The organism is Stenotrophomonas sp. Ker107b (genome assembly GCF_053847245.1).
In genome coordinates this window covers 298,340-323,076 of sequence record NZ_JBSPHX010000003.1, presented here as the reverse complement: position 1 = coordinate 323,076, position 24,737 = coordinate 298,340, and the positions used below count along the sequence as shown (strand labels likewise).

Annotated in this window: 25 protein-coding genes, 1 other RNA gene and 1 riboswitch; of the genes, 5 read left to right on the top strand and 21 right to left on the bottom strand. The window is 68.1% G+C overall.

The features are described from left to right. Positions 1-16 precede the first annotated feature (16 nt). From murG to mraZ, 9 genes are read right to left on the bottom strand one after another with little or no spacing between them, the layout of a single operon-like run. Positions 17-1,111 carry an undecaprenyldiphospho-muramoylpentapeptide beta-N-acetylglucosaminyltransferase gene (gene murG / locus ACWV8V_RS16695; RefSeq protein WP_455900254.1) on the bottom strand — a complete coding sequence of 365 codons (1,095 nt, stop codon included), beginning with the start codon at positions 1,109-1,111 and terminating at the stop codon, positions 17-19. After that, positions 1,108-2,433, bottom strand: a complete 1,326-nt coding sequence (gene ftsW, locus ACWV8V_RS16690; RefSeq protein ID WP_346467345.1) for a putative lipid II flippase FtsW — start codon at positions 2,431-2,433, stop codon at positions 1,108-1,110. Before ftsW ends, murG begins: the two co-directional genes overlap by 4 nt. Then, on the bottom strand, positions 2,433-3,518 hold the full coding sequence (gene mraY, locus ACWV8V_RS16685; RefSeq protein WP_123728345.1) for a phospho-N-acetylmuramoyl-pentapeptide-transferase: 1,086 nt from the start codon (positions 3,516-3,518) through the stop codon (positions 2,433-2,435). Before mraY ends, ftsW begins: the two co-directional genes overlap by 1 nt. Continuing rightward, positions 3,508-4,902, bottom strand: coding sequence for a UDP-N-acetylmuramoyl-tripeptide--D-alanyl-D-alanine ligase (locus tag ACWV8V_RS16680; protein WP_259261833.1), 1,395 nt, complete (start codon positions 4,900-4,902; stop codon positions 3,508-3,510). Before ACWV8V_RS16680 ends, mraY begins: the two co-directional genes overlap by 11 nt. Further along, the gene (locus ACWV8V_RS16675) at positions 4,899-6,401 is read right to left on the bottom strand and encodes a UDP-N-acetylmuramoyl-L-alanyl-D-glutamate--2,6-diaminopimelate ligase (RefSeq protein WP_455900253.1); all 1,503 of its coding nucleotides are present in this window, start codon (positions 6,399-6,401) and stop codon (positions 4,899-4,901) included. Before ACWV8V_RS16675 ends, ACWV8V_RS16680 begins: the two co-directional genes overlap by 4 nt. Continuing rightward, entirely contained in the window at positions 6,398-8,242 is a 1,845-nt protein-coding gene (locus ACWV8V_RS16670; RefSeq protein ID WP_455900252.1) for a peptidoglycan D,D-transpeptidase FtsI family protein, read from the bottom strand. Before ACWV8V_RS16670 ends, ACWV8V_RS16675 begins: the two co-directional genes overlap by 4 nt. Next, positions 8,239-8,502 (bottom strand): cell division protein FtsL, encoded by a 264-nt coding sequence (gene ftsL, locus ACWV8V_RS16665; RefSeq protein ID WP_019182492.1) that lies wholly within the window; start codon positions 8,500-8,502, stop codon positions 8,239-8,241. Before ftsL ends, ACWV8V_RS16670 begins: the two co-directional genes overlap by 4 nt. Beyond that, on the bottom strand, positions 8,499-9,467 hold the full coding sequence (gene rsmH / locus ACWV8V_RS16660) for a 16S rRNA (cytosine(1402)-N(4))-methyltransferase RsmH (RefSeq protein ID WP_455900251.1): 969 nt from the start codon (positions 9,465-9,467) through the stop codon (positions 8,499-8,501). Before rsmH ends, ftsL begins: the two co-directional genes overlap by 4 nt. Before the next feature lie 14 nt (positions 9,468-9,481). Beyond that, positions 9,482-9,928, bottom strand: a complete 447-nt coding sequence (gene mraZ / locus ACWV8V_RS16655) for a division/cell wall cluster transcriptional repressor MraZ (protein ID WP_019182494.1) — start codon at positions 9,926-9,928, stop codon at positions 9,482-9,484. 324 nt (positions 9,929-10,252) lie between these two features. Here mraZ and ACWV8V_RS16650 point away from each other — a divergent pair, with 324 nt between their 5' ends. Next, positions 10,253-11,014, top strand: coding sequence for an NRDE family protein (locus ACWV8V_RS16650; protein WP_455900250.1), 762 nt, complete (start codon positions 10,253-10,255; stop codon positions 11,012-11,014). 181 nt (positions 11,015-11,195) lie between these two features. Here ACWV8V_RS16650 and rnpB read toward each other — a convergent pair. Next, positions 11,196-11,546, bottom strand: an RNA gene (gene rnpB, locus ACWV8V_RS16645) — RNase P RNA component class A. Positions 11,547-11,584: 38 nt separating this feature from the next. Beyond that, positions 11,585-12,406: a 16S rRNA (cytidine(1402)-2'-O)-methyltransferase gene (gene rsmI, locus ACWV8V_RS16640; protein WP_121042690.1), complete on the bottom strand. Its 822-nt coding sequence runs from the start codon at positions 12,404-12,406 to the stop codon at positions 11,585-11,587. Between the two features lie 79 nt (positions 12,407-12,485). On the opposite strand from rsmI, the gene ACWV8V_RS16635 reads away from it, so the two are divergent. Genes ACWV8V_RS16635 through ACWV8V_RS16620 form a run of 4 tightly spaced genes read left to right on the top strand, consistent with a single transcriptional unit; the run spans position 12,486 to position 16,505 of the window. Then, positions 12,486-14,207: a penicillin-binding protein activator gene (locus ACWV8V_RS16635; RefSeq protein ID WP_346467339.1), complete on the top strand. Its 1,722-nt coding sequence runs from the start codon at positions 12,486-12,488 to the stop codon at positions 14,205-14,207. Between the two features lie 5 nt (positions 14,208-14,212). Further along, positions 14,213-14,581 carry a YraN family protein gene (locus ACWV8V_RS16630; protein WP_123729665.1) on the top strand — a complete coding sequence of 123 codons (369 nt, stop codon included), beginning with the start codon at positions 14,213-14,215 and terminating at the stop codon, positions 14,579-14,581. Next, the gene (locus ACWV8V_RS16625; protein ID WP_259261826.1) at positions 14,581-15,117 is read left to right on the top strand and encodes a metal-dependent hydrolase; all 537 of its coding nucleotides are present in this window, start codon (positions 14,581-14,583) and stop codon (positions 15,115-15,117) included. Before ACWV8V_RS16630 ends, ACWV8V_RS16625 begins: the two co-directional genes overlap by 1 nt. Positions 15,118-15,119: 2 nt before the next feature. Further along, on the top strand, positions 15,120-16,505 hold the full coding sequence (locus ACWV8V_RS16620; protein WP_346467337.1) for an FAD-binding oxidoreductase: 1,386 nt from the start codon (positions 15,120-15,122) through the stop codon (positions 16,503-16,505). A gap of 6 nt (positions 16,506-16,511) precedes the next feature. On the opposite strand, the gene thiL is transcribed toward ACWV8V_RS16620, so the two are convergent. From thiL to glyA, 10 genes are all read right to left on the bottom strand, one after another. After that, complete coding sequence (gene thiL, locus ACWV8V_RS16615; protein WP_455900249.1) at positions 16,512-17,522, bottom strand: thiamine-phosphate kinase; 1,011 nt, start codon at positions 17,520-17,522, stop codon at positions 16,512-16,514. Beyond that, positions 17,495-17,974, bottom strand: a complete 480-nt coding sequence (nusB, locus tag ACWV8V_RS16610) for a transcription antitermination factor NusB (protein ID WP_123728334.1) — start codon at positions 17,972-17,974, stop codon at positions 17,495-17,497. Before nusB ends, thiL begins: the two co-directional genes overlap by 28 nt. Continuing rightward, positions 17,971-18,438, bottom strand: coding sequence for a 6,7-dimethyl-8-ribityllumazine synthase (ribH, locus tag ACWV8V_RS16605; protein ID WP_019182514.1), 468 nt, complete (start codon positions 18,436-18,438; stop codon positions 17,971-17,973). The genes nusB and ribH overlap by 4 nt, the downstream gene beginning before the upstream one ends. A gap of 133 nt (positions 18,439-18,571) precedes the next feature. Beyond that, a complete protein-coding gene (gene ribB, locus ACWV8V_RS16600) occupies positions 18,572-19,687 on the bottom strand; it encodes a 3,4-dihydroxy-2-butanone-4-phosphate synthase (protein ID WP_259261823.1) in 1,116 nt (371 codons plus the stop codon). Further along, positions 19,684-20,286: a riboflavin synthase gene (locus tag ACWV8V_RS16595; protein ID WP_259261822.1), complete on the bottom strand. Its 603-nt coding sequence runs from the start codon at positions 20,284-20,286 to the stop codon at positions 19,684-19,686. The genes ribB and ACWV8V_RS16595 overlap by 4 nt, the downstream gene beginning before the upstream one ends. A 75-nt stretch (positions 20,287-20,361) precedes the next feature. After that, a riboswitch (FMN riboswitch) is annotated at positions 20,362-20,506 on the bottom strand. A 189-nt stretch (positions 20,507-20,695) separates the two neighbouring features. Further along, complete coding sequence (ribD, locus tag ACWV8V_RS16590; RefSeq protein ID WP_259261821.1) at positions 20,696-21,778, bottom strand: bifunctional diaminohydroxyphosphoribosylaminopyrimidine deaminase/5-amino-6-(5-phosphoribosylamino)uracil reductase RibD; 1,083 nt, start codon at positions 21,776-21,778, stop codon at positions 20,696-20,698. 70 nt (positions 21,779-21,848) lie between these two features. Continuing rightward, entirely contained in the window at positions 21,849-22,370 is a 522-nt protein-coding gene (gene nrdR / locus ACWV8V_RS16585) for a transcriptional regulator NrdR (RefSeq protein ID WP_019182518.1), read from the bottom strand. Between the two features lie 108 nt (positions 22,371-22,478). Continuing rightward, positions 22,479-22,892 carry a hypothetical protein gene (locus tag ACWV8V_RS16580; protein ID WP_259261820.1) on the bottom strand — a complete coding sequence of 138 codons (414 nt, stop codon included), beginning with the start codon at positions 22,890-22,892 and terminating at the stop codon, positions 22,479-22,481. A gap of 34 nt (positions 22,893-22,926) precedes the next feature. Then, complete coding sequence (locus ACWV8V_RS16575; protein WP_259261819.1) at positions 22,927-23,352, bottom strand: hypothetical protein; 426 nt, start codon at positions 23,350-23,352, stop codon at positions 22,927-22,929. Between the two features lies 1 nt (position 23,353). Further along, positions 23,354-24,607, bottom strand: coding sequence for a serine hydroxymethyltransferase (gene glyA / locus ACWV8V_RS16570; protein ID WP_455900248.1), 1,254 nt, complete (start codon positions 24,605-24,607; stop codon positions 23,354-23,356). Positions 24,608-24,737 lie beyond the last annotated feature (130 nt).

Here is a 24,737-nt window from a genome sequence, read left to right as displayed (position 1 = left end):
GCGCGCGTAGCGGTGTTCATTTGGATTCCTCGAGAATGATGTCGGCGATGCGCTCAGCGGCATCGACCTTGGCCAGGGCACGCGCGGCATGGGCCATCTGCATGCGTCGGGCGGAATGTTCGGACAATTCGCGCAACACGCCTTCCAGTTGCGTCGCCAGCGTTTCATCCTGCTTCAGCAACATCGCGGCGCCGCGCTCGACCAGATACTCCGCATTGCGGGTCTGGTGATCGTCGACGGCCGCGGCGAACGGCACCAGCACGCTGCCCACGCCGACCGCGCACAGCTCGGCCAGGGTGGAGGCGCCAGAGCGGCACACCACCAGATCGGCCCAGGCGAACGCCTCGGCCATATCGGCAATGAACGGTTCCACGCTTGCCTGCACACCGGCATCGGCGTACGCCTGCAGCGCCTCGGCATGCAGCTTCTCGCCGCTCTGGTGGCGCACCTGCACCGGGATGCCAGCGCCCAGCGCAGCCAGTGCCTTGGGCACCGCGTTGTTGAGCACGCGTGCCCCTTGGCTGCCGCCGAGGACCAGCAGACGCAGCGGCCCCTGCCGGTTGGCCAGGCGCAGCTCGGGCTGGGTGATCGCGGCGATCTCGGCACGCACCGGGTTGCCGACCGCTTCCTCACGCTGGGCGAAGCTGCCCGGGAAACCGGTCAGCACGCGGCGCGCGAAGCGGGACAGCACGCGGTTGGTCATGCCCGGTGCGCGGTTCTGTTCGTGCACCAGCAGCGGCAGGCCATGCAGGCGCGCGGCGATACCACCGGGGCCGGAGGCGAAGCCACCGAAGGCGATCACCGCCCGCGGCTGGCGATCGCGGATCAGGAAACCGGCCGCGCGGATCGCGCGCAGCAGCCGCAGCGGTGCGCCGATCAGGGCCAGCTTGCCCTTGCCGCGCAGGCCACCGATGGCCAGCGTGTCGATGTGGATATCGTGCTGCGGCACCAGGCGCGTTTCCATCGCGCCATCGGCACCGAGCCAGGTGACCGGCACACCGCGTTCGCGCAGCACCTTGGCCACGGCCAGGCCGGGGAAGATGTGCCCACCGGTGCCGCCGGCCATGATCATGACCGGGCGCTGGGACGGATCGAGGCGAGGCGTGCTCATCCCATCCTCCCCAGGGTCGGTTCAATGCGCTGCTGCATGCGGCTGGTGCCACGAGTGGCGCTGTCACGCGGTGCGGTATCGCGTGCGCTGTCCTGCATCGCCGCAGCGATGGCGCTGGCGCTGTCGGCCTTGGGCACGTCGCCCGGCAGCGGACCCTCCTGGTCGGCGCCCATGCGCACGGCCTGGCGGCGCTCGGCGCGGTCCAGTTCATAGGAGACGCGCAGCAGCAGGCCCATCGCCACGCAGGTCATCAGCACGCTCGAGCCGCCCGAGGAAATCAGCGGCAGGGTCAGGCCCTTGGTCGGCAGGATGCCGAGGTTGACCCCGATCGAGACGAAGCTCTGCATGCTGATCCACAGGCCGATGCCGAAGGCGATGTAGCCGGAGAAGTGGCGCTTCATTTCCACGCAGCGCATGCCCAGCCAGAAGGTGCGGCCGACCAGCAGCGCATACAGCGAGATGATCAGGCAGGTGCCGAGGAAGCCCAGCTCCTCGGCGGTGACCGAGAAGATGAAATCGGTATGCGCTTCGGGCAGGTAATAGAGCTTCTGCACCGAGTTGCCCAGGCCCACGCCGGTCCACTCGCCACGGCCCACGGCCATCAGCGCGTTGGACAGCTGGTAGCCATCGCCCTGCTGATCGGCCCACGGGTCCAGGAAGGAGGTGATGCGGCGCATGCGGTACGGCTCGAAGATCGCCAGCGCGGTCATGCCGATCATGCCGAACACGATCGGCATCGACATGCGTGGCAGGTTGACCCCGCCCAGCACCAGCATGCCGGCGGTGATCGCCAGCAGCAGGGTGGACGAGCCGAAGTCCGGCTGCAGCAGCAGCAGCACCACCAGCGCGCCGGCCACGCCGAGCGGCTTGAGCATCGCCGGCCAGGTGGCGTTGACCTCATCGCGGAAGCGGACCAGATAGCTGGACAGCCACACGATGTAGAGCACCTTGACCGCTTCGACGGTCTGGAACTTGGAGATGCCCAGGTTGATCCAGCGGCGGGCACCGTTGACGCTGCTGCCCAGGCCCGGGATGAACACCACCACCAGCAGGGCGAAGCAGCCCAGCAGCAGGATCTGGTTGTACTGCTCGATGCTCTTGAGCTCGGTGCGCATGGCGATGATCGCCAGGCCGATACCCACCGCCAGGAAGATCAGGTGGCGGTTGAGGTAATAGAACGGGCTGCTCATCAGCGCGATCGAGCTCGACGCGACCATCACCACGCCCAGCCCGGTGAGCGCGATGATCGCGCCCAGCAGCCACTTGTCGAAGTGGCCTCCGATGGCTTCAAGGCGGGTGGCTTGGCGCGACAGGTCGTTCATCAGCGGACCTTCAACGTGGCCAGGCCGATCAGGACCAGCACCACCGAGATGATCCAGAAGCGCACGATCACGCGCGGCTCCGGCCAGCCCTTCAGTTCGAAGTGGTGGTGGATCGGCGCCATGCGGAACACGCGCTTGCCGGTCAGCTTGAACGAGGCGACCTGGATCATCACCGACAGCGTCTCGATCACGAACACGCCGCCCATCACCACCAGCACCAGTTCCTGGCGGGTGATCACCGCGATCGTGCCCAGCACCGCACCCAGCGCCAGCGCGCCGATGTCGCCCATGAAGACCATGGCCGGATAGGTGTTGAACCAGAGGAAGCCCAAGCCTGCACCGGCGATCGCCGCGCAGATGATGACCAGCTCACCGGCCCCCGGGATCTGCGGGATCTGCAGGTAGCTGGAGAACACCACGTTGCCCGAGGCATAGGCGAACACGCCCAGCGCGCAGGCGACCAGCACCGTCGGCATGATCGCCAGGCCGTCCAGGCCGTCGGTCAGGTTGACCGCGTTGGAGAAGCCGACGATCCAGAAATACGCGATGGCCACGAAACTGACGCCGGCCAGCGGCAGCGCGATCGACTTGAACATCGGGATGTAGAACGTCATCGCCGCCGGGACATCGGCGGTGTAGAACAGGAACAGACCGGCCGCCAGACCAAAGATCGACTGCAGCAGGTACTTCCAGCGCGACTTCAGGCCGTTCGGGTCGCGGCGGACGATCTTGATCCAGTCGTCGTACCAGCCGATCGCGCCGAAGCACAGCATCACGGCCAGCACCAGCCAGACGTAACGGTTGCGCAGGTCAGCCCACAGCAGCACCGACAGCGTGATCGTCAGCAGGATCAGCGAGCCGCCCATGGTCGGCGTGCCGGCCTTGGCGAAATGGGTCTGCGGACCATCGGTACGGATCGGCTGCCCGCCCTTGAACTGGGCCAGCTTGCGGATCATCGCCGGGCCGAGCCACAGCGACAGGAACAGGGCGGTCAGCGCCGCGAGGATGCCGCGCAGGGTCAGGTAGCCGAACAGCCCGAACAGGCTCTCCAACTGCTGCAGCCATCGGGCCAGTTCAAGCAACATTGGGGGTTTCCTCTCCTTGCGCGAGCAGCGCTTTGACGATCGTGTCCATGGCGCTGCCACGCGAGCCCTTGACCAGGCAGCGCACGCCGGCATGCAGTTCGGTGGCGAGCGCGGCGGCCAGGGCCTGGTGACTCTGGAACGGCTGGCCGCCTTCACCGAAGGCGGTCGAAGCGGCGGCGCTCAGCGGGCCGAGCGTGTACAGCCGCTTCAGGCCGGCGTCGCGGGCGCGGCGGCCAGCCTGGGCGTGCAGCGCCTCGCCGTCCGGGCCGAGTTCGCGCATATCGCCCAGTACCAGCCAGCCCTCGTCCTTCGAGGCGGCCAGGGCATCGATGGCGGCGGCCAGGGAACCGGGGTTGGCGTTGTAACTGTCATCGATCAGCACCGCGCCGCTGGGCAGCTGGTGCGCGATCTGGCGGCCCGGCACCGGCTCGGCGCGGGCCAGGCCGGCGGCGATCTGCGCCACCGCAATGCCCGCGGCCAGCGCCAGCGAGGCGGCGGCCAGCGCGTTGCTGATGTTGTGCCGGCCCGGCAGGCCCAGCGTGATCTCGGCATCGCCCGCCGGCGTGGACAGCACGAACTGGCTGCCCTGCGCGGCCGGGCGGATCGCACGCGCGGTGACATCGGCGGTGTGCTCCAGGCCGTAACGCAGCACGCGGCAGCGCGGTGGCTGGCCGACGATGTGCTGTTCGAACCAGATCCCGAAGGCGTCATCGGCATTGATCACGGCCACGCCATCGGAAGGCAGCGCCGCGTAGATCGCGCCCTTGGTGGTGGCCACGCCCTGCAGGCTGCCCATGCGTTCCAGATGCGCCGGGGCGATGTTGTTCACCAGCGCGTAGTGCGGGCGCACGATCTCGGTGAGGTAGGCAATGTCGCCCGGCTTGCCGGCGCCCATCTCGTAGACGGCGTAGTCGGCATCTTCCGGGGCATCGAGCACCGCCAGCGGCAGGCCGATCTCGTTGTTGCGGTTGCCGGGGTTGGCGTAGACCACCTTGCGGTCGTCACGTGCCACCTGTTCCAGGATCGCCAGCAGCAGGCTCTTGACGCTGGTCTTGCCATTGCTGCCGGTGATCGCGAAGACCGCGGTGTCGCGGTCACGCTGCATGCCGGCGGCGATGCGTCCCAGAGCATGCTCGCTGTCGGCCACCACGATCTGCGGCAGGGCGACATCGAGCAGTCGCTCGACCAGCATCGCCGAGGCACCGCGTGCCAGCGCGTCGGCCGCGAAGTCATGGCCATCGAAGCGCTCGCCACGCAGCGCCACATACAGGCTGCCCGGCGCGAGCGTACGGGTGTCATTGCTGATGGCATCGATGGCGGTGTCTTCGCCATGGATCTCGCCACCGGCCCAGTGGGCGATCAGCGACAGCGGGGTGCGCTTCATGGTGCCTCCATGCGCGGCGTACCCGCTTTATCTACGCGCGCGGCCAGTACACGGCCAGCTACTTCAGTGTCGTCGAAGGCGTGCTTGACCCCGTCGATCTCCTGATAGGGCTCATGGCCCTTGCCGGCGATCAGCACGATATCGCCCGCGCCGGCCTGGCCGATCGCGGTGGCGATCGCGGCGGCGCGATCACGCTGCACGGTGACGGCAGCGGGCGCATCAAATCCCTTCAGGATGTCGGCCACGATCACGTCGCCGTCTTCGCCACGCGGATTGTCGTCGGTGACGATCACCACGTCGGCGTGTTGTTCTGCGATGGCGGCCATCTGCGGGCGCTTGCCGGTGTCGCGCTCGCCGCCGCAACCGAACACGCAGATCAGGCGCCCGGCCAGATGGCCCTGCACACTGGTCAGTGCCTGTTCCAGCGCATCCGGGGTGTGGGCGTAATCGACCACGACGGTGGGCAGGCCGCCCTCGCCGCCCAGGCGGTTCATGCGCCCGGCGATCGGCTGCAACTGCGAGAGCAGCGCGGCGATCGCGGCCGGGGCATGGTCCAGCGCATACAGCGCACCGGCCACGGCCAGCAGGTTGTCCACGTTGAAGCGGCCGAGCAGCGGCGACAGCACCGGATGGCGCTGACCGTCCACGACCAGATCGAAGGCGATGCCCCGACCGTCCAGGGTGAGCGAGTCGGCGCGCAGGGTGGCCTGCGCGGCACCGCGCGAACTCACACCGATCGGGCGCACGGTCTGGCCGACAGTGCGCAGCAGTTCACTGCCGAAGCTGTCATCGAGATTGACCACGGCGGCCTTGAGTCCGTCGCGGTGGAACAGCTTGGCCTTGGCCGCACCGTACTGCGCCATATCGCCGTGATAGTCGAGATGGTCGCGGGTGAGATTGGTGAACACCGCCACGTCGTAGTGGACGGCATCCACGCGGCCCTGGTCGAGCGCGTGCGAGCTGACTTCCATCGCCACGGCCTGGGCACCCCCGTCGCGCAGCTGCGCCAGCACCTCATGCATCTGCAGCACCAGCGGGGTGGTGAAGCCGGTCGGCACCACGTCGCCATAAAGTCCGACGCCCAACGTGCCGATACTTCCACTGCGGGTGCCGAGCAGGTGCCAGGCCTGGGCCAGCAACTGCACGGTGGAGGTTTTTCCGTTGGTGCCGGTCACGCCGACCATCGTCATCGCGCGCGAGGGGTGGCGGTGGAACTGATCGGCCATCGCGCCCATGCGGTGGCGCAGGCCCGGCACGGCAATCGCATCGGCCGGTGCCGGCAGCTCGACCGGGGCCGGCGGGTCGAACAGGATCGCCCCGGCGCCATTGGCGCGGGCCTGATCGACAAAACCCAGCCCATGCGCGCCGAAGCCGGCGATCGCCACGAAAGCATTGCCCGGGCGCACCGCGCGGCTGTCCAGCACCAGGCCGGTGATGGTCGGGTCGTGGCTCAGCACCACATCGGGAAGCAACTGCGACAGCAACATCATCTGGCTCATTGCGTGCCTCCCTGCGCGGGCGGCACTGTGGCGTGCGCGCTGGGCAGCGCGGCATCGAATTCTGCGGCGGCATCGGGCGCGATCACCGTTTCCGGCGGCGGCATCGGCAGCACCGAGGCCGAGTGGCCCATCTTTCCGGACTGCTGGGCGGCCAGCCACGACTCGATGTCATCCGGCGGCACGTCCATCAGGCGCAGCGCGCCTTCCATGACGTTGTGGAACACCGGTGCGGAGACCAGGCCGCCGTAATACTTGCCGCCCTGCGGGTCGTTGATGACGATGACCGTGGCGAAGCGCGGGTTGGTGGCCGGCACTACGCCGGCGAACAGCGCGTTGTAATGGCCGCGCTCGTAACCGCCGGGGCCGGCCTTGCGGGCGGTGCCGGTCTTGCCGGCCACGTGGTAACCCAGCACCGCCGCCTGCTTGGCGCCGCCCTGGGTGACCACGGTTTCCATCATCGCCACGACTTCCTTGGCGATGTTCTCGTCGACGATCTGCTTGCCTTCGTTGCGCTGGCCTTTGACGAAGGTCGGCGCGATCAGCTTGCCGCCGTTGCCCAGCGCCGAGTAGGCGGTCGCGATCTGCAGCGGGCTGACATTCAGGCCGTAGCCATAGGACATGGTGGTCTTGGACGGACCACTCCAGCGCGCCGGGCGCGGCAGCACGCCGGCCGATTCGCCCGGGAAGCCGCTGTGCGGGGCGACGCCATAACCGAAGCTGTGAATGTGGTCGTAGAAGACCTGGTCCGGCATCTTGGCGGCGATCTTGGCCGCGCCGATGTTCGAACTGCGGGTGATCACGCCGGTGACGGTGAGCACGCCATTGTTCCGCGGCACGTCCTTGATCGTGTAGCGGCCCAGCGCCATGTAGCCCGGGTTGGTGTCCACCGTGGTGTCTTTGGTGACCACGCCGGACTGCAGCGCCGAGGCGATGGTCAGCGGCTTCATGGTCGAACCCGGCTCGACCAGATCGGTCACCGCGCGGTTGCGGCGGGTGTCCGGCGCAGCGCCACCCACGGCATTGGGGTTGTAGGTGGGCAGGTTGACCATGGCCAGGATCTCGCCGGTGGCCACATCCATGATCACGATCGAGCCGCCTGCGGCCTTGTTCTCGATCAGCGCGTTGCGCAGCTCCTTGAAGGCCAGGAACTGGATGCGGCGGTCGATGCTGAGGGTGAGGTCCTTGCCCGGCTCGGCGGCGCGCAGCAGATCGCTCTCCACCGTGTCGCCCTTGCGGTTGCGGATCACGCGCTTGGCGCCGGCCTTGCCGCGCAGCCATTCGTCGAAGGCCAGCTCCAGCCCTTCCTGGCCGCGGTCGTCGATGTTGGTGAAGCCGAGCACGTGCGCCATCGCCTCACCCTGCGGGTAGAAGCGGCGGAACTCGCGCTGCGAGGCCACGCCCGGAATCTTCATCGCGACCACTTTCTCCGCGTCGTCCGGATTGATCCGGCGGCGCAGGTACATGAATTCCTTATCGGCCTTCTGCGAGAGCTTGGAGGTCAGCTCATCCAGCGGCATGCCCAGCGCGGTCGCCAGCTCGGGGATACGGTCCGGCGAACGCAGCAGTTCCTGCGGGTTGACCCAGATCGAGGCGACCGGGGTGGACACCGCCACCGGCTCGCCATTGCGGTCGGTGATCATGCCGCGCGAGGTGTTGATCGGCAGTTCGCGCAGGTAACGGGCTTCGCCCTGGCGCTGGTAGAACTCGCTGTTGATGATCTGCACGTAGGCGGCGCGGCCGACCAGCGAGACCGAGCACAGGCCGAGCGCCAGCCCCACCCACTTCAAGCGCTGGCGGAGGTTGAAGCTGTTGCGCGCACGGTTGCGGCCGGACTTGTTCATGGCCGGATCACCACGACGTCGGCCGCTTCGGGGAACTTCATGCCCAGGCGCTCGCGGGCGACGCGGTCGACCCGGGTCGCCTCGGCCAGGGTGGCCTGCTCAAGCTGCAGGCGACCGAACTCGATGTTGATCTCATCGCGCGCACGCTCGACCCGGGACAGCTCCACGAAGGTCTGGCGGTGGCGATGGCGCATGAACACCACACCGATCGCCGAGGCGACGGTGCAGGCCAGCAGTACGATCAACAGCAGGCGGCTCATCCAGCCACCTCGCGCTTTTCGGCGACACGCAGCACGGCGCTGCGCGAGCGCGGGTTGACCGCCAGCTCGTCGTCTTCGGCCTTGATGGCGCCACCGTGCAGGTCCAGTGTCGGCACGAAGGCGGCCAGCTCGGGCAACCGGCGGTTGCTCGGCGGTGCCTTGGCATAGCGGTTCATGAACTGCTTGACGATGCGGTCTTCCAACGAGTGGAAGCTGATCACCGCCAGCCGGCCACCGGGCTTGAGGCGTGCCAGTGCCGCGTCCAGGCCGGCTTCGAGATCGGCCAGTTCGCGGTTGATATGGATGCGGATCGCCTGGAAGCTGCGCGTGGCCGGGTGGATCTTGTCCTTGCCACGCGGCATCACCGAGGCGATCAACTCCGCCAGCTCGGCGGTGCGGGTGAAGGGCTGCTTGTCGCGGCGGGCGACGATGGCCTTGGCGATGCGGCGGCCCTGGCGCTCTTCGCCGTAGGTCCACAGCACGTCCATCAGCTCGCGCTCTTCAACGCGGTTGAGCCACTGCGCCGCACTTTCACCGCTGTCCGGGTCCATGCGCATGTCCAGCGGGCCGTCCTTGCCGAAGCTGAAACCACGCTCGGCGACATCCAGCTGGGGTGAGGACACGCCCAGGTCGAACAGCACACCATCCAGACCCTCGGCGGCGGCCTCCCAGTGCAGCAGGTCGGCGAAGCTGCCACGGAAGATCGAGACGCGCGGGTCCGGCGCGAAATCACGCTCGGCTACCGCAATCGCCTCCGGATCCTTGTCCATGACCAGCAGCCGGCCTCCAGGACCGAGTTGCTCGAGCACGCCGCGGGCGTGACCGCCACGACCAAACGTGCCATCGAGATACACTCCGTTTTCGATCACCTTCAGGCCATCCAGGACCTGCGTGTACAGGACCGGCAGGTGGCCTGCCGGCGGCTGCGACACCGGAAGGTGACCGGTCTGCGCTGCTCCGCGCATCCGGGCACCCCGGCTCACAACTTCAGGTCGAGCAACCCATCGCCGAGATCCTCGTCAGACAACGTCTGCTGGATCAACGCACGATGAGCCTGCTCGCTCCACAATTCGAATTTGTCGCCCATACCGAGCAGCACCGCCTTCTTTTCAATGCCAACGGCACCACGGTGGCTGGCGGGAATACTGATGCGGCCGTTGCCGTCCAGCTCCAGATGCGCGGCCGAACCGACCAGCTTCTGTTGCAGGAGGCGCACGACGCGCTGTGTGTTGGGCTTGGACATGACGTCATCACGGACGCGTTCCCATTCCTGTTCGGCGTACAGCCAGAGGCAGCCGGACTCGAACGGGTTGTAGGTCAGGACCAGACGGTTGTTGCTCACACGCGCGACAAGGTCGCGATGCGCGGTCGGAACCGCCATGCGCCCTTTGTCGTCAACAGTGATGGCCGTCTCGCCTTGAAACACGACGTTTTCACCTTTCCTTCGCCCGGTGAAACATTGAACCACGAAAAACCACAAAAAACCCGGTTTCCCCTCTGATGCCCACCTTAGCAGTGCCGATTGGGTTGTCAACAACTTTGCGAAGGGGAAATCACTTTGAACATCAAGGGCTTGCAGCAATGTTTAGAGACTTGTTCAAGGCTTATCCACAAGTTGCTGTTTCGTCTCATTTTTTGAGATTTCGCCGAAGTTCAGGCCTGTGGAGACCGCGTGAAACATCTGCCCGTATTCAGTCCTGACCCGGTCGCCATCGCCTCCGCCCTGCGCAGAACCGGCACACTGTGAGGCATGTGTCTGCTCGCCCTTGCCTGGAAAACCCACCCCCGCTGGCAACTGGTGATGGCCGGTAACCGCGATGAGTTCCACGCGCGGCCGACCGCCGCCCTGGGCCGGTGGCCCGCACCCGATGACGGGGTGGCCGCCGGCCGGGACCTGCGCTCGGGCGGAACCTGGGCCGGAATCGGGCCGGAGGGGCGGATGGCGGTGGTGACCAATGTCCGTGACCCGCAAGCCCGGCAGACCGGCCCCTCACGCGGGGCGCTGGTGGCCGACTATCTGCGTGATGCCGCGCCGGCCGCACTGTTCGCGGACGAGCTCGCCCGGCACGCGGCCGAGTTCGCCCCCTTCAACCTGTTACTGGCCGATCGCGACAGCTGCCAGTTCCTGGGCAACCACCCCCTGTACCGCCAGTCACTGGCGCCGGGCATCCATGGCATGTCCAACGGCCCACTGGACGCGCCCTGGCCGAAAACCGTCACATTGAACGCAGCGCTGCGCGCGTGGGCGGACCACGGCGACGACGATCTGGCCCCGCTGTGGAGGGCCCTGCGTGATGAGACCCGCGCTGAGGAGAGCACCCTGCCGGATACCGGCATCGGCCTGGAGCGCGAGCGCTGGCTGTCGTCCGCCTTCATCCGCAGCCCCGAGTACGGCACCCGCGCCAGCACGATCATCGCGCTGGACGCCAACGGCCACGGCTTCATCACCGAACGGCGGTTCGATGCGGAGGGTGTCTGCGTGGGTGAAACGACGCTGGCAACGCAAGGCTGAGCTGGATCGGGACAGCGCCGTGATCAGCGGGCACCCGAAGCACAGGACAATCAAGCCGAGTAACAGCCCCCTTTAGTAAAGGGGGCGCGCCGTCAGGCGCGGGGAATTGGAGGCTGGTAGCCCGGGGCCCAAGGTTTGCGCTGCAAACCTTGGGGCTTTTTTCGCGAGTCCGCGAAAAAAGCGGCGGAGCCGGCCGATAAGCCGGGTTTTGTCGTGGACAGTCATTCTTCTAGGCGCTGCGTCACCGCAGCGCTCAAGCAACCTACCCGGACCCGACGCGGGCCACGCCATTAGGTCCCTATTTGGTCTTGCTCCAGGTGGGGTTTGCCGTGCCGGTCTGTTGCCAGACTCGCGGTGCGCTCTTACCGCACCATTTCACCCTTACCGGCTTCCCGAAGGAAACGTAGGCGGTATCTTTCTGTTGCACTTTCCGTCGGCTCGCGCCGCCCAGGCGTTACCTGGCACCTTGCCCTGTGGAGCCCGGACTTTCCTCGGCACCCGCAAGGGATGACGCGACTGTCTGGCCGACTCCGCCGCGCGCATTGTCCCACAAAACAAGGACCGTCGCGGTTACCCGCCGTACAACGCCTTGCGCGGGGCACCGGTGATTTCGGCCGCCAGCTTGGCCGCGGTCGAGGGTGGCAGGTGCTCACTGAGCTTGGCGTAGAGGCGACGGCCCTGGACCAGCTGAGCCTCCTCATCGTCGGCCGCGCCCTGCACCATCACCACGAACTCGCCCTTGCGCTGGTTGTCGTCCGCCTCGACCTGCTGCAGCAGCGAGGCCAGATCACCATCCAGCACGGTTTCGAACAGCTTGGTCAGCTCGCGCGCCAGCACCGCCGGGCGCTCGGGCCCGAACGCGGCGACCATGTCCGCCAGCGATTCGGTGATCCGGTGCGAGGATTCGTAGAACACCAGCGTGCGGGTTTCACCGGCGAGCGCATGCAGGCGCTCGCGGCGGCCGGAGGCCTTGGCCGGCAGGAAGCCTTCAAAGGTGAAGCGATCGCTGGGCAGGCCGGCCACGCTGAGCGCGGCGATCGCCGCACAGGCACCGGGAATCGGGCTGACCTTGATCCCGGCTTCGCGCGCGGCGCGGACCAGGCGGTAGCCCGGATCGCTGACCAGCGGGGTACCGGCATCACTGACCAGCGCCAGCGACTCGCCCGCCAGCAGGCGCGCCACGATCCGCTGCGACAACGCTTCTTCATTGTGGTCATGCAGCGCCACCAGCGGCTGCTGGATGCCGAAGTGGGCCAGCAGCTGGCCGCTGCGGCGGGTGTCCTCGGCGCAGATCGCGGCCACCGAACGCAGCACGTCCTGCGCGCGCGGGGTCAGATCGGCGAGGTTGCCGATCGGGGTGGCAACGACATACAGCGTGGGGACAGCACTCATCAGCGGCTCTTCCGTGGTCAAGGGTAGAATCGTACCGTTCCCCGGCCACGGCCGCTGCCCCCATCGAATGGACCTGATCATGAACAAGCCCGTCGTACGGATCTCCGCCCTTTCGTTGTCGCTGATGCTGCTTGCCGGCTGCGCCACGACCAGCTTCACCAGTGCGCCGGATTCGCCGGCCCAGAGCCAGGCCCTGGCGCTGATCGAGCAGGGCAAGCCGCGCGATGCGGCCCTCCAGCTGGAAGCACTGGCCAACACCCTGCGCGGCGGTGCCCGCAGCGCAGCCCTGGCCGATGCCGCCTTCGCCTGGCATGAAGCCGGCGATGCGACCCGCGCCCGCACGCTGCTGGCCCAGGTCACCGCGCGCCAGCTCAGCGGCGCCAGCCTGCAGCGCTACCAGCTGACCACGGCCGAACTCGCGCTGGCCGACAAGCAGCCGGCGCAGGCGCTGGCTGCGCTGAAAGAATCGGCCGACGCGGTCACCCCCTCGCTGCGCACCCGCTGGCACCTGGCCCGCGCCAACGCATTGCAGGCCACCGGCGACAACCTCGGTGCCGCGCTGGAACGCGCCCGTGCGCACGCTGCACTGACCGGCAAGGCACGCAGCGACAACCAGCAGGCCATCGCCGGCCTGCTCGGCACGCTGGACGATGCCACCCTGCGCGCCCGCGCGGCGGCGCTGCCGGCCAATGAGCCGCTGTACAACTTCGCCGGCCGTGCGCTGATCGCCCGCGGCCTGCCGCTGCCGCGTCCGTTCGATCGCGAAGGCGCCTCGCAGTTCGATACCAGCAAGCGTCCGCCGGCGATGAGCGATGGCTACCGCCCGCCCGTGAAAATGGCCGTGCTGCTGCCGCTCAGTGGCCGCCTGGCCACCGCTGCGCAGCCGGTCCGCGATGGCCTGCTCAGCGGTTACTACGGTGAAACCCGCCGCCGCCCGGACATCCAGTTCATCGATACCGCCGGCACCGCCGCCGGTGCCGTGGCCGCCTACGACAAGGCGGTGACCGCCGGTGCCGATTTCATCGTCGGCCCGCTCGGCCGCGATGAAGTGGATGCCGTGTTCGGCCGCCGCGACCTGCCGGTGCCGGTGCTGGCCCTCAACCGCGGCAAGGACACCCCGCCGGCCGGCAGCGCCGGTTTCTCGCTGGCCCCGGAAGACGACGGCATCATCGCCGCCGAGTACCTGCGCGGCCGCGAGCGCAGCAAGGTCCTGGTGATCCACAGCAACGACGACAACGGCCGCCGCGCCGCCGCCGCCTTCCGCGAGCGCTTCGCGCAGCGCGGTGGCCAGGTGGTGGCGACGATCGGCGTGAGCGACACGGTCGGCGACATCGGCGCGCAGGTGCGTGCGGCCGGCGCCATCGACGGTGTGTTGCTGGCAGTGAAGGCGCCGCAGGCGCGTGCACTGACCCCGCAGCTGGCGCTGGCCGGTGCCGGTGGTGCCAGCCGCGTCGGCACCTCGCAGCTGACCGTCGGTGCCGGCAAGCCGGAAGAAGACATGGCGCTGGACGGCATCGTCTATCCGAACGAAGCCTGGAACGTGCGCGGCGTGCCCGGCCTGCCGGCCGCCTCCACCGCCGGGCAGATCCTGCCCTCGGCGCGCGGCGCCTCCGGTCGCCTGTTCGCGTTCGGTTTCGATGCGTGGAAGATCAGCGCCTACCTGGACAAGGTCGCGACTGAAGGCGGCCTGGCCGGCGCCACCGGCACCCTGTTCCTGGACAGCAACGGCAACGTACTGCGGGTGCCGGCGTGGTCGACCTTCAGCGGCGGCCGGCCGATGCCGATCGCCAGCAGCAACTGAGCCACGTGCCCACCGGGCGCGCGGTACGTGGCGCGGCGGTGGAAGCTGCCGCGCAGCACCATCTCCGTGAGGCCGGGCTGCGCCCGGTCACCACCAATGCGCGGTATCGCCGCGGTGAGATCGACCTGATCATGCGCGACGGCGATGTCGTCGTGTTCGTGGAAGTCCGCTACCGCGCGGACGCCCGCTTCGGCGGCGGCGCGGCCTCGGTGGACCGGCGCAAGCGACGCAAGCTGGTGATCGCCGCGCAGTTGTTTCTGCAGTCGCATCCCTGGCTGGCCGAGCAGCCGTGCCGCTTCGATGTCGTCGAAGCCGCCGGCGAGCCCCCGCAGCTGAACTGGCTGCGCGACGCGTTCCGGCTGGAAGACTGCTGATGCCCTCGATCTTTACCCACGCCGCCATTCCGCTGGCGCTGTGGTGCGCCGCGGATCGCGGCCGCATCTCCACGCCATTGCTGGCCGCCGGCGTGGTCGCGGCCATGCTGCCGGATGCGGACGTGCTCGCCTTCGCGCTGCACATTCCCTACGCCGACAGCTTCGGCCATCGGGGCGCCAGCCATTCGATCCTATTCGCCGCGCTGATGGCCGTGCTCGCCGCGCTGCTGCACCGGCGCCTGCGCGCCACGGCGGTGCAGGCGGCTGCGTTCGCCGGCCTGTGCGCACTGTCGCACCCGCTGCTGGATGCACTGACCTCCGGCGGGCTTGGCGTCGCGCTGTGGTGGCCGTGGAGCGGCGAACGCTTCTTCGCCCCGTGGCGCCCGATCCGCGTCTCGCCCTTCGCGCCGCAGTTCTTCAGCGCGCGCGGGATGGCGACCGTCCTTTCCGAACTGCGTTGGGTGTGGCTGCCACTGGCGCTGGCTGTGATCGGCTGGCGCGCGATCCAACGTGCCCCTGTTGATTCCCGGACCTGATGATGACCCCTGCCCTGCCCACGGCGTTCGTTGCCACCCTGCATGCCCTGCTCGGTGAGGACGGCTGGCGCACCGATGACCGCGCGCTCGAGGCACATGCGCAGGACAACTCGTGGCGGCACACGCTGCCGGCCGGTGTCGCCTTCCCGCGCGATCGCGAGCAGGTGGTCGCGCTGGTCCGCGCCTGCCGCGAACATCGCATCGCCCTGGTCGCGCGTGGCGCAGGCACCGGCACCACCGGCGCTGCCGTGCCGATGGAAGGCAGCATCGTGCTCTCGTTCGCGCGGATGAACCGTATCCTCGCCATCCAGCCCGGCGACCGCTGCGCGGTGGTCGAACCCGGCGTGCTCAACGGCGACCTGCAGCAGGCGCTGATGCCGCACGGCCTGTTCTGGCCGCCGGACCCCTCCAGTGCGGAGATATGCAGCATCGGCGGCAACCTGGCCTGCAATGCCGGCGGCCCGCGCGCGGTGAAGTACGGCACCAGCCGCGACAACGTGCTCGGCCTCGTGGCGGTCACCGGCGCCGGTGAACTGATCACCTGCGGCGGCCCGTACACCAAGGACGCCACCGGCTACGACCTGACCCATCTGCTGGTGGGCAGCGAAGGCACGCTGGCGCTGATCGTGGAAGCGACCTTGAAGCTGACCCCGCTGCCGGTGACGCAGGCGGGGCTGCGCGTGCTGTACCGCGATGCGGATGCCGCCGCGCAGGCGGTGTCGCGCCTGATGGCGCAACCGGTGGTGCCCACGCGCCTGGAATTCATGGATGCGCGCAGCCTCGAGCTGCTGCGTCGCAATGGTGCTGACGTGCCAGAGGCCGGCGCGATGCTGCTGGTGGAGGCCGACGGCGACCACGACACCCTGCCCTACCTGCTGCAGGCCCTCGCGGCGGCGGCCGAAGGCGACGGTCTGATCGCGCTGGATGTGGCGATGGAAGGCAGCGCGCGCGAAACCCTGTGGGCCGCGCGCAAGGCGCTGTCACCGGCGCTGCGCAGCATCGCACCGGGCAAGATCAACGAAGACGTGGTGGTACCGGTCTCGCGCATTCCCGCGCTGGTCGCCGGGGTGCAGGCACTATCGGCGGAGTTCGATCTGCCGATCGTCACCTTCGGCCATGCCGGCAACGGCAACCTGCACGTCAACATCCTCTACCACCCGGACGATGCCGGCGAGAACGCACGCGCCCATGCGGCGCTGCCGCGCGTGTTCGCGCTGACCCTGGCACTGGGCGGCACGCTCTCCGGCGAACACGGGATCGGCCTGGCCAAGCGCGATTTCATGGCGCAGGCATTCACGCCGGCCACGCTGGCGGCGATGCGCGCGATCAAGGGTGCGCTGGATCCGGAGGGAATTCTCAACCCGGGCAAGGTGCTGCCGCCGGTGTGATGGGCGTCAGCGACGTTCGGAGAAGTGCTCGTAGCCACCGTCGGTGGCGTCCGCATCGGCGCAGTGCACGCCCTCCCCTTCGACGGTCCGGCCGATCCGGGTCAGCGGCAAACCCAGTGACGCCGACAAGGCATGGATCGCCTCGCGCTGCGACGGCGCGACGGTGAAGCACAGCTCGTAATCGTCGCCGCCACGCAGCGCGCAGTCGCGGGCACCCTCGCGCCCGAGCTGCTCGCGCAGCGCCGACGAGATCGGCAATGCATCGGCCTCCACTTCCGCGCGCACACCGCTGCGTGCCGCGATGTGGCCCAGATCGGACAGCAGGCCATCGGAGATATCCACGGCCGCATGCGCGTAGGCACGCAGGCGCAGGCCTAGCGTGACCCGCGGGATCGGACGCAGCAGGCGCTCGCGCAGCGTTTCGTCATCGCTGAGCAGCGTGGCCACCGCCACTTTCAAGCGGTTCTGCTGCCACAGGCGCAGTGCACCGGCGGCATCGCCCAGCGTGCCACTGACCCAGATGTCATCCCCCAACTGGGCACGGTCGCGACGCAGCGCCTGGCCGCGCGCGACCTGGCCCAGCGCGGTCACCGAGAGCGACAGCGGCCCGCGCGTGGTGTCACCACCGACCAGCACGATGTCGTGCTCGTCAGCCAGTGCGAAGAAGCCATCGGCGAAGGCTTCGATCCAGTCCGCGTCGGCGTCCGGCAAGGACAGCGCCAAGGTGCACCACGCCGGGCGGGCGCCCATCGCGGCGAGATCGGACAGGTTCACCGCGAGGGTTTTCCAGCCGATGTCGTAGGCCGGGGTTTCGACCGGGAAATGCACGCCGCTGTTGAGCGTATCGGTGGTGATCACCAGCTGTTCGCCCGCACGCGGCTGCAGCAGCGCGGCGTCATCGCCGATGCCGAGCACGACATCGGCGCGCGCGGTGGTGCGCGCACGGATGCGGTCGATCAGAGCGAATTCGGCAAGGGACACGGGGCGGATCAGTGACCCGATTCGACCTTGCGCCATTCCACCGCGGCCCGGTCGAGCACACCATTGACGTAGGTGTGGCCGTGCTCGGAGCCAAAGCGCTTGGCCGATTCGATCGCTTCGTTGATCACGACGCGGTACGGCACGTCCAAGCGGAAGCGCATCTCATAGGCGGCCACGCGCAGCGCGGCGCGTTCGATCGCGTCCACTTCCTCGATCCCACGATCCAGGTACGGGTCCAGCGCCGCATCCAGATCCTTGCGGTTGTCGAGCACGCCATGCACCAGCGCTTCGAAGTAGGCCAGATCCGCGATTTCGCGGGCCTGTTCATGGGCAAACTGGGCGATCACGCTCTGCGCGTTGCCACCGGAGATCTGCCACGCGTAGATTGCCTGCAGGGCACGACGACGCGCGCGCGAACGCAGCACGGGGTCGACGCCATCACGGCGGACGGGTTTACCGGAGGGCTTGCCCTGGTTTGACTTGTTCATGGCAGCTGCTCCAGAAGATTGACCATTTCCAACGCCGTCAGTGCGGCTTCCTCACCCTTGTTGCCGTGGCTGCCACCCGCGCGGGCTTCGGCATCCTCGACACGTTCCACCGCCAGCACGCCATTGAGCACCGGCACGCCGAAGTCCAGCTGCACGCGCATCAGGCCTTCGGCGCAGCGGTCGGCCACATGTTCGTAATGACGGGTATCGCCGCGGATCACGCAGCCCAGGGTGATGATCGCGGCATGCTGATGGGCGGCCGCCAGACGCGCGGCGACCAGCGGCAGTTCCCACGCGCCAGGCACGCGGATCACATCGATGGCGGACTCGTCGATCCCGTTGCCGGCCAGGCTCTGCCGCGCACCGGCCACCAGCACGTCGGTGATGCGGGCATTCCAGCGGCTGGCGAGGATGGCGAAACGGGCCTTTTCCGGAGTACGGAGGTCGCCTTCGTAATGGCTCATGTTCGGCGTGGGGTCCATTTAATAGGTGAATATTCTAGCGCATGGCCGCGTGTAGCCGGGTCGCCGCGCGTCAGGGGACGGGTCGGGTGCAAAAGCCCCCTGAGTCAGGGGGCTGCCGCGAAGCGGCGCGACGTCAGCGCGCCTGCGATGACGTGTTCTCCACCGTCTCGACCACTTCCAGGCCATACCCGGCCAGGCCCACCTGGCGGCGGGGGGTGCCCAGCACGCGCAGCTTGCCCAGGCCCAGGTCGGACAGGATCTGCGCACCGGCCCCGTTGCGGCGCCACTGGCTCACGTCCTTGTCCTTGCCCGGTACCACCGGCACCGGCTGCTGGCGCAGGCGGGCCAGCAGGCTGTTGGTATCGCGTGGCGCCGACAGCACCACCATCACGCCACGCTCGGCGGCGGCAATGGCGCGCAGGGCATCGGTGGAGGCCACGCCGAAATCATCGCGGCGCCAGTGCAGCAGATCGGCCAACGGGTTTTCCACCTGCACGCGGACCAGGGTCGGCTCGGCATCCGGGGTGCCGCGGACCAGCGCGAAGTGCAGGTCGTGGGCGATCCGGTCGCGGTAGGTGACCAGCGTGAACGGACCGAACTCGGTCTCGATCTCGCGTTCGTCCACACGCTCGACCGTCTTTTCAGTGGCCAGGCGGTAGGCGATCAGGTCGGCGATCGAGCCCATCTTCAGGCCGTGCTCGCGGGCGAACACCTCCAGCTCCGGGCGGCGCGCCATGCTGCCGTCCGGGTTGAGGATCTCCACCAGCACGCCCGCCGGCTCCAGGCCTGCCAGCATGGCCAGATCGACGCCGGCCTCGGTATGCCCGGCGCGGGTCAGCACGCCGCCCGGCTGGGCGATCAATGGAAAAATGTGGCCCGGCTGGTGCAGGTCGGCCGGCTTGGCATCCGGCTTCACTGCGGTGCGGATGGTGTGCGCGCGGTCGTAGGCCGAGATGCCGGTGGTGACGCCTTCGGCAGCCTCGATGCTGACCGTGAAGTTGGTCTGGAACTGCGCGGTATTGGCCTGCACCATCGGTGCCAGGCCGAGGTCGGCCGCACGCTCGCGGGTCAGCGGCAGGCACACCAGGCCACGGCCATGGGTGACCATGAAGTTGATGTCCGAGGGCTTGACCAGCTCGGCGGCCATGATCAGGTCGCCTTCGTTCTCACGGTCTTCGTCATCGACGATGACGACCATGCGGCCGAGGCGGATGTCCTCGAGGATCTCGGGAATGGGGGCGAAATTCATGCGCGTGCTCCTGCACCCAACAAACGTTCGACGTAACGGGCGACCAGATCGATTTCAAGATTGACGGCACTGCCCACGGCAGTAGCGGCGAAGGCGGTGTTGGCGACGGTGTGCGGGATGAGGGCGACCTCGAAGCCCTGCTCGTCCACGTCGTTGACGGTCAGGCTGACCCCGTCCACGCAGATCGAGCCTTTCTTGGCGATGTAGCGCAGCAGCGCGGCCGGCGCGGCGAAGCGCCAGCGCTGGGCACGTGCATCGTCATGCACCGACAACACCTGGCCCAGGCCATCGACATGGCCGCTGACCAGATGGCCACCCAGGCGATCGGTCGGGCGCATCGCGCGTTCGAGATTGATGACGGCGCCGTCGGCCAGCTGCCCCAGCGTGGTCAGGCCCAGCGTCTCGGTGGAGGCGTCGGCCTGGAAGCGGGTGGCGTCATACGCGATGACGGTGAGGCAGACCCCGTTGATGGCGATGCTCTCGCCCATCTGCACGTTCTCGAACGGCAGGGTGCCCACGTCAAAGGTGAAGCGGACATCGCCGCCAAGGGTGTCGCGTGCGGCCAGACGGCCGACGCCTTCGATGATTCCAGTAAACAAGGAACGTTCTCCGCGGAAAGTGAGCGAAAAACGCCGCAAGGCATATAGGTGCACGCCGAGCGCAAGGCCCGGCCGCACCGTCTTCTTTCATCCGGACTATACCGTCGGCTCCGGCATCGGACCGGATCTGCTGACCTTCCCGGGGACCGGGAAGCGCTCGCGGGCTCGTGCTTGCGCACCTACCGCCGGTGGGGAATCGCACCCCGCCCTGAAGACGTTTGTGTACCGGCGGACCGGCGCGGCTAGTGTAACAGGGCACCCTGACTGGGGGCTTTAAGTTAAATAAGTGTTAAGCTAGCCCGCTGAGTGCTGCGCCCCGTGGATATGAGGGCACACACGTCGGTTACTGATCGGGCTGCGGCGTCCGCGCCGCGCCATGATCGAACGGGTCCCGCAAGGGGCCCGTTTTTTATGGGCGCAGCAACAGGCGGAGGTCCTCACCCACTTGGCGCCTGTCCAGCACCCGCAGCCGGCGCTGCTGGTCCATCGCATGGATACCCAGGCCGGACAGCAGCGGCAGTCCATGCTCGCCGAGCAGCGTGGGCGCCTGGTACAGCAGCAGTTCGTCGACCCAGCCACCGGCCAGCAACGCACCGGCCAAGGTGGCGCCGGCTTCGGTATGCACTTCATTGATGCCGCGCTCAGCGAGCAGCGCCAACACCGCGCCCAGATCCAGACGACCGTCATGGCTGGGCACGCTGGCGAACTCCGCATCGGCGGCATCCGGCGGGCTGACCGCGGCGTCGTGCACATACAGCGTCGGCGCCCCACCCTCGCGCACACGTGCGCATTCCAAAGAGCGCAGCCGCGTATCGAGCACCACCCGCAACGGCGGCACTACCTCGGTATCGGCCAGCCGCACGGTCAACATCGGGTCATCGGCCAACACGGTCGCCGCGCCGGTGAGAATCGCACCGGCCCGTGCACGCCAGTGCTGCACGTCCTCGCGGGCGGCTTCACCGGTGATCCATTTGGAGCTGCCATCGGCCATCGCGGTACGGCCGTCCAGACTGGCCGCGAGCTTCACCCGCACCCAGGGGCGCCCGCGCTCGATGCGTGAGAGGAACCCGTGGTTGAGTTCGCGCGCCTGGGCGGCCATCAGGCCTTCGGCCACCTCGATACCCGCCTCGCGCAGCAGCACGAAGCCACCGCCATCGACCTTCGGGAAGGGATCGCGCATCGCCGCCACCACGCGTGTCACCCCTGCCTCGATCAAGGCCAGTGCACACGGGGGCGTGCGACCGTGGTGCGCGCACGGCTCCAGGGTCACGTAGGCAGTGGCGCCGCGGGCCTGTTCGCCGGCCTGGCGCAGCGCGAACACTTCCGCGTGCGGGCCGCCGGTGCGCTGGTGCCAACCCTCGCCGACCACCACCTCATCGCGTGCGATCACGCAGCCGACCATCGGATTGGGTCGCGCGGTGTACGCGGCGCGCTCGGCCAGGCGCAGCGCATACGCCATGTGCTGGTGGTCGAGAGCGGTAAATTCAGTCATGGCGGTGAGCGTCCGGCGGCAGGCAGCCGCGATGGTAGCTCAGCCGTGGTGGCCGCGATGCGGCGCAGGCTCAGCCTTTCTTTTTCTTGGTCAGCGCGATCACATCGCCAAGCAGCTGCAGCTGTTCGGTGCTGGAGGGCAGCTCGCGCTCGAGCTTCTCGATTTCTTCGCGGAAATCGGCGACGTCTTCGAAGCTGCGGTACACCGACGCGAAACGCACGTAGCCGACATGGTCGAGCTTGCGCAGCTCGTTCATCACGAACTCGCCGACCTTGATCGACGGAATTTCGCGCTCACCGCAGATACGCGCCTGCTGCATCACCGCGCGCACCGCCAATTCGATCTTGTCTTCGGGCACTGGGCGCTTCTGCAGCGCGCGATCAAAGCCGCTGCGGACCTTGCGGGCATCGAAGGCCTCGCGGCTGCCGTCGCTTTTCACGATCGCCGGCAGTTTCAGTTCGATGGTTTCCAGGGTGCTGAAGCGCTCGTTGCAGGCCTCGCACTCGCGGCGACGCCGGATCGTCGCGCCGTCTTCAGAGACGCGCGAGTCGATCACACGGGTGTCGGCATGCTGGCAGAACGGACAGTACATGGAACGCCTTACATCGGGAAAACGTCATGCCGTGGTCACGGCAGCGTCGCAACGGTACCTGAGAGGGACCGGCTACAGCAAATGGACGGGGGGAGAGTCCAGCCCTGTCTAGGTGACGCGCCGACGCAACCACAGCAGGTGCGCCGTACAGGAGAACAGCGGCAGGCCTGCCATCAGGAGGACGACCGCCGCGGGCAAGGCGCCGTCGAACAGATGAACGTGGAAGATCGACCGCAGCAGACCGGCCCAGACAATGCCCGTTGCGACGAGGGCGGCGATCAGACCCGCCCACCATGCCGTCGAGGCGGCCCGAAGGGCGACCGGGCCGCCCTGCCACCAGCACCGGGCAAGGATGAGCCAGATCAGGACGATGAGACTGGCCGTGCCGAACCATGCCGCTGCCCAGCCCGGCGCGTCGCCCGGCCCACCGTACTGGTGGAGCACGTCACGCAGGCAGAGCCCCACCACGACAAACGCCGCCAGGGCATGCGGGAGTCCAAACACACCCGCGTGCAGCAGCATTCCGCGCCGCTGTGTGCGATGGGCCTCCATCCGGTCAGGTGCCCTGGGTTCGCCGCAGCCGCACCAGCATGACCGCCGGCAGCAGCAGTGGCGGCCCCGCCAGCAGCAGGACCAGCGCCGTTGGACTGGCGGCGGCCTGCCAGAACGCCATGCCGACGACCGCCACGGCGGCCAGTGCTCCAAGACCCAAGGCCGCCCACGGCCAGGGCCCGCTGTCACGCAGGCCGGTGCGTCCCGCTCGAAGATAGCGGCTGCTCAACCACAGCCAGCCGAGTACCCCGATCAGGCCCGCACTGCCCCAGCCCCCGATCAACAGGCGCGAGGCGCGATCGAGATAGGCCGGTTCGACGAACGCGACCCAGACCCCGATGGCGGCGAAGGTGCCGCCGCCGGCCATCCCCACGATGCCGCAGATCAGGGCCAGCACGGCGTAGGTACGCCGTTGCCGGCCCTCATCCATATCAGCCGTAGACCGGGTACTTGCGGCACTGCGCGCTGACCGCGTCGCGGACGCGGGCGATCACGGCCTCGTCGGCCGGGGCATCGAGCACGTCGGCGATCCAGTTGGCCAGGTCCACACAGTCCTGTTCCAGGTAACCACGCGTGGTCACCGCCGGGGTGCCCAGGCGCAGGCCCGAGGTCACGAACGGCGAACGCGGGTCGTTCGGCACCGAGTTCTTGTTGACGGTGATGTGGGCCAGGCCGAGCGCGGCTTCCGCATCCTTGCCCGAGACATCCTTGCCGATCATGTCGACCAGCATCAGGTGGTTCTGGGTACCGCCGGAAACGATCTTGTAGCCGCGCGCGATCAGCGTGTTGGCCATCGCCTGGGCGTTCTTGACCACCTGCTGCTGGTAGGCCTTGAAGCCCGGCTCCAGCGCTTCCTTGAAGGCCACGGCCTTGCCGGCGATGACGTGCATCAGCGGACCGCCCTGGATGCCCGGGAACACGATGGACTGCAGCTTCTTCTGCAGTTCTTCGCTGGCCCCCTTGGCGATGATGATGCCGCCGCGCGGGCCGCGCAGGGTCTTGTGGGTGGTCGAGGTGACCACGTGGGCGTGCGGCAGCGGGCTCGGGTAGACGCCGGCCGCGACCAGACCGGCCACGTGCGCCATGTCCACGAACAGGTAGGCACCGACCTTGTCGGCGATCGCGCGGAAGCGCGCCCAGTCGATGACCTGCGAGTAGGCCGAGAAACCGGCGACGACCATCTTCGGCTTGTGCTCCACCGCCAGACGCTCGACCTCGTCATAGTCGATCAGGCCGGCTTCGTCGACGCCGTACTGGATGGCGTTGAACAGCTTGCCCGAGGCATTGACCTTGGCGCCGTGGGTCAGGTGACCGCCATGGGCCAGGCTCATGCCCAGGATGGTGTCGCCCGGCTGCAGCAGCGCGAAGTAGACGGCCTGGTTGGCCTGCGAGCCGCTGTGCGGCTGCACGTTGGCGTAGTCGGCATCGAACAGCTGCTTGAGGCGGTCGATGGCCAGCTGCTCGGCGATGTCCACGTAGTCGCAGCCACCGTAGTAACGCTTGCCCGGGTAGCCCTCGGCGTACTTGTTGGTCAGCTGGCTGCCCTGGGCTTCCATCACCGCCGGGCTGGTGTAGTTCTCGCTGGCAATCAGCTCGACATGGTCTTCCTGGCGCTGGGTTTCAGCGGCAATGGCCTTGGCCAGTTCGGGATCGTAGGTTTCGATGCGGACGTCACGCGGGAACATCGCTTACTCCAGGACAGGGGATGAGGGAACGGCAGCCCTTCATTGTAAGGCCGAGATCGGCGGCTGGCCCCTGCCGAAGGCGGGGTCGATCCATTCTCCAATGACGACTAACAACCTGAACTGCGACAGA

Bases quoted from the DNA above. Each gene is read 5' to 3' on its own strand.
- murG (WP_455900254.1), bottom strand. From the start codon at position 1,111: ATGAGCACGCCTCGCCTCGATCCGTCCCAGCGCCCGGTCATGATCATG.
- ftsW (WP_346467345.1), bottom strand. From the start codon at position 2,433: ATGAACGACCTGTCGCGCCAAGCCACCCGCCTTGAAGCCATCGGAGGC.
- mraY (WP_123728345.1), bottom strand. From the start codon at position 3,518: ATGTTGCTTGAACTGGCCCGATGGCTGCAGCAGTTGGAGAGCCTGTTC.
- ACWV8V_RS16680 (WP_259261833.1), bottom strand. From the start codon at position 4,902: ATGAAGCGCACCCCGCTGTCGCTGATCGCCCACTGGGCCGGTGGCGAG.
- ACWV8V_RS16675 (WP_455900253.1), bottom strand. From the start codon at position 6,401: ATGAGCCAGATGATGTTGCTGTCGCAGTTGCTTCCCGATGTGGTGCTG.
- ACWV8V_RS16670 (WP_455900252.1), bottom strand. From the start codon at position 8,242: ATGAACAAGTCCGGCCGCAACCGTGCGCGCAACAGCTTCAACCTCCGC.
- ftsL (WP_019182492.1), bottom strand. From the start codon at position 8,502: ATGAGCCGCCTGCTGTTGATCGTACTGCTGGCCTGCACCGTCGCCTCG.
- rsmH (WP_455900251.1), bottom strand. From the start codon at position 9,467: ATGCGCGGAGCAGCGCAGACCGGTCACCTTCCGGTGTCGCAGCCGCCG.
- ACWV8V_RS16650 (WP_455900250.1), top strand. From the start codon at position 10,253: ATGTGTCTGCTCGCCCTTGCCTGGAAAACCCACCCCCGCTGGCAACTG.
- rsmI (WP_121042690.1), bottom strand. From the start codon at position 12,406: ATGAGTGCTGTCCCCACGCTGTATGTCGTTGCCACCCCGATCGGCAAC.
- ACWV8V_RS16635 (WP_346467339.1), top strand. From the start codon at position 12,486: ATGAACAAGCCCGTCGTACGGATCTCCGCCCTTTCGTTGTCGCTGATG.
- ACWV8V_RS16625 (WP_259261826.1), top strand. From the start codon at position 14,581: ATGCCCTCGATCTTTACCCACGCCGCCATTCCGCTGGCGCTGTGGTGC.
- ACWV8V_RS16620 (WP_346467337.1), top strand. From the start codon at position 15,120: ATGACCCCTGCCCTGCCCACGGCGTTCGTTGCCACCCTGCATGCCCTG.
- thiL (WP_455900249.1), bottom strand. From the start codon at position 17,522: ATGGCGCAAGGTCGAATCGGGTCACTGATCCGCCCCGTGTCCCTTGCC.
- nusB (WP_123728334.1), bottom strand. From the start codon at position 17,974: ATGAACAAGTCAAACCAGGGCAAGCCCTCCGGTAAACCCGTCCGCCGT.
- ribH (WP_019182514.1), bottom strand. From the start codon at position 18,438: ATGAGCCATTACGAAGGCGACCTCCGTACTCCGGAAAAGGCCCGTTTC.
- ribB (WP_259261823.1), bottom strand. From the start codon at position 19,687: ATGAATTTCGCCCCCATTCCCGAGATCCTCGAGGACATCCGCCTCGGC.
- ribD (WP_259261821.1), bottom strand. From the start codon at position 21,778: ATGACTGAATTTACCGCTCTCGACCACCAGCACATGGCGTATGCGCTG.
- nrdR (WP_019182518.1), bottom strand. From the start codon at position 22,370: ATGTACTGTCCGTTCTGCCAGCATGCCGACACCCGTGTGATCGACTCG.
- ACWV8V_RS16580 (WP_259261820.1), bottom strand. From the start codon at position 22,892: ATGCTGCTGCACGCGGGTGTGTTTGGACTCCCGCATGCCCTGGCGGCG.
- ACWV8V_RS16575 (WP_259261819.1), bottom strand. From the start codon at position 23,352: ATGGATGAGGGCCGGCAACGGCGTACCTACGCCGTGCTGGCCCTGATC.
- glyA (WP_455900248.1), bottom strand. From the start codon at position 24,607: ATGTTCCCGCGTGACGTCCGCATCGAAACCTACGATCCCGAACTGGCC.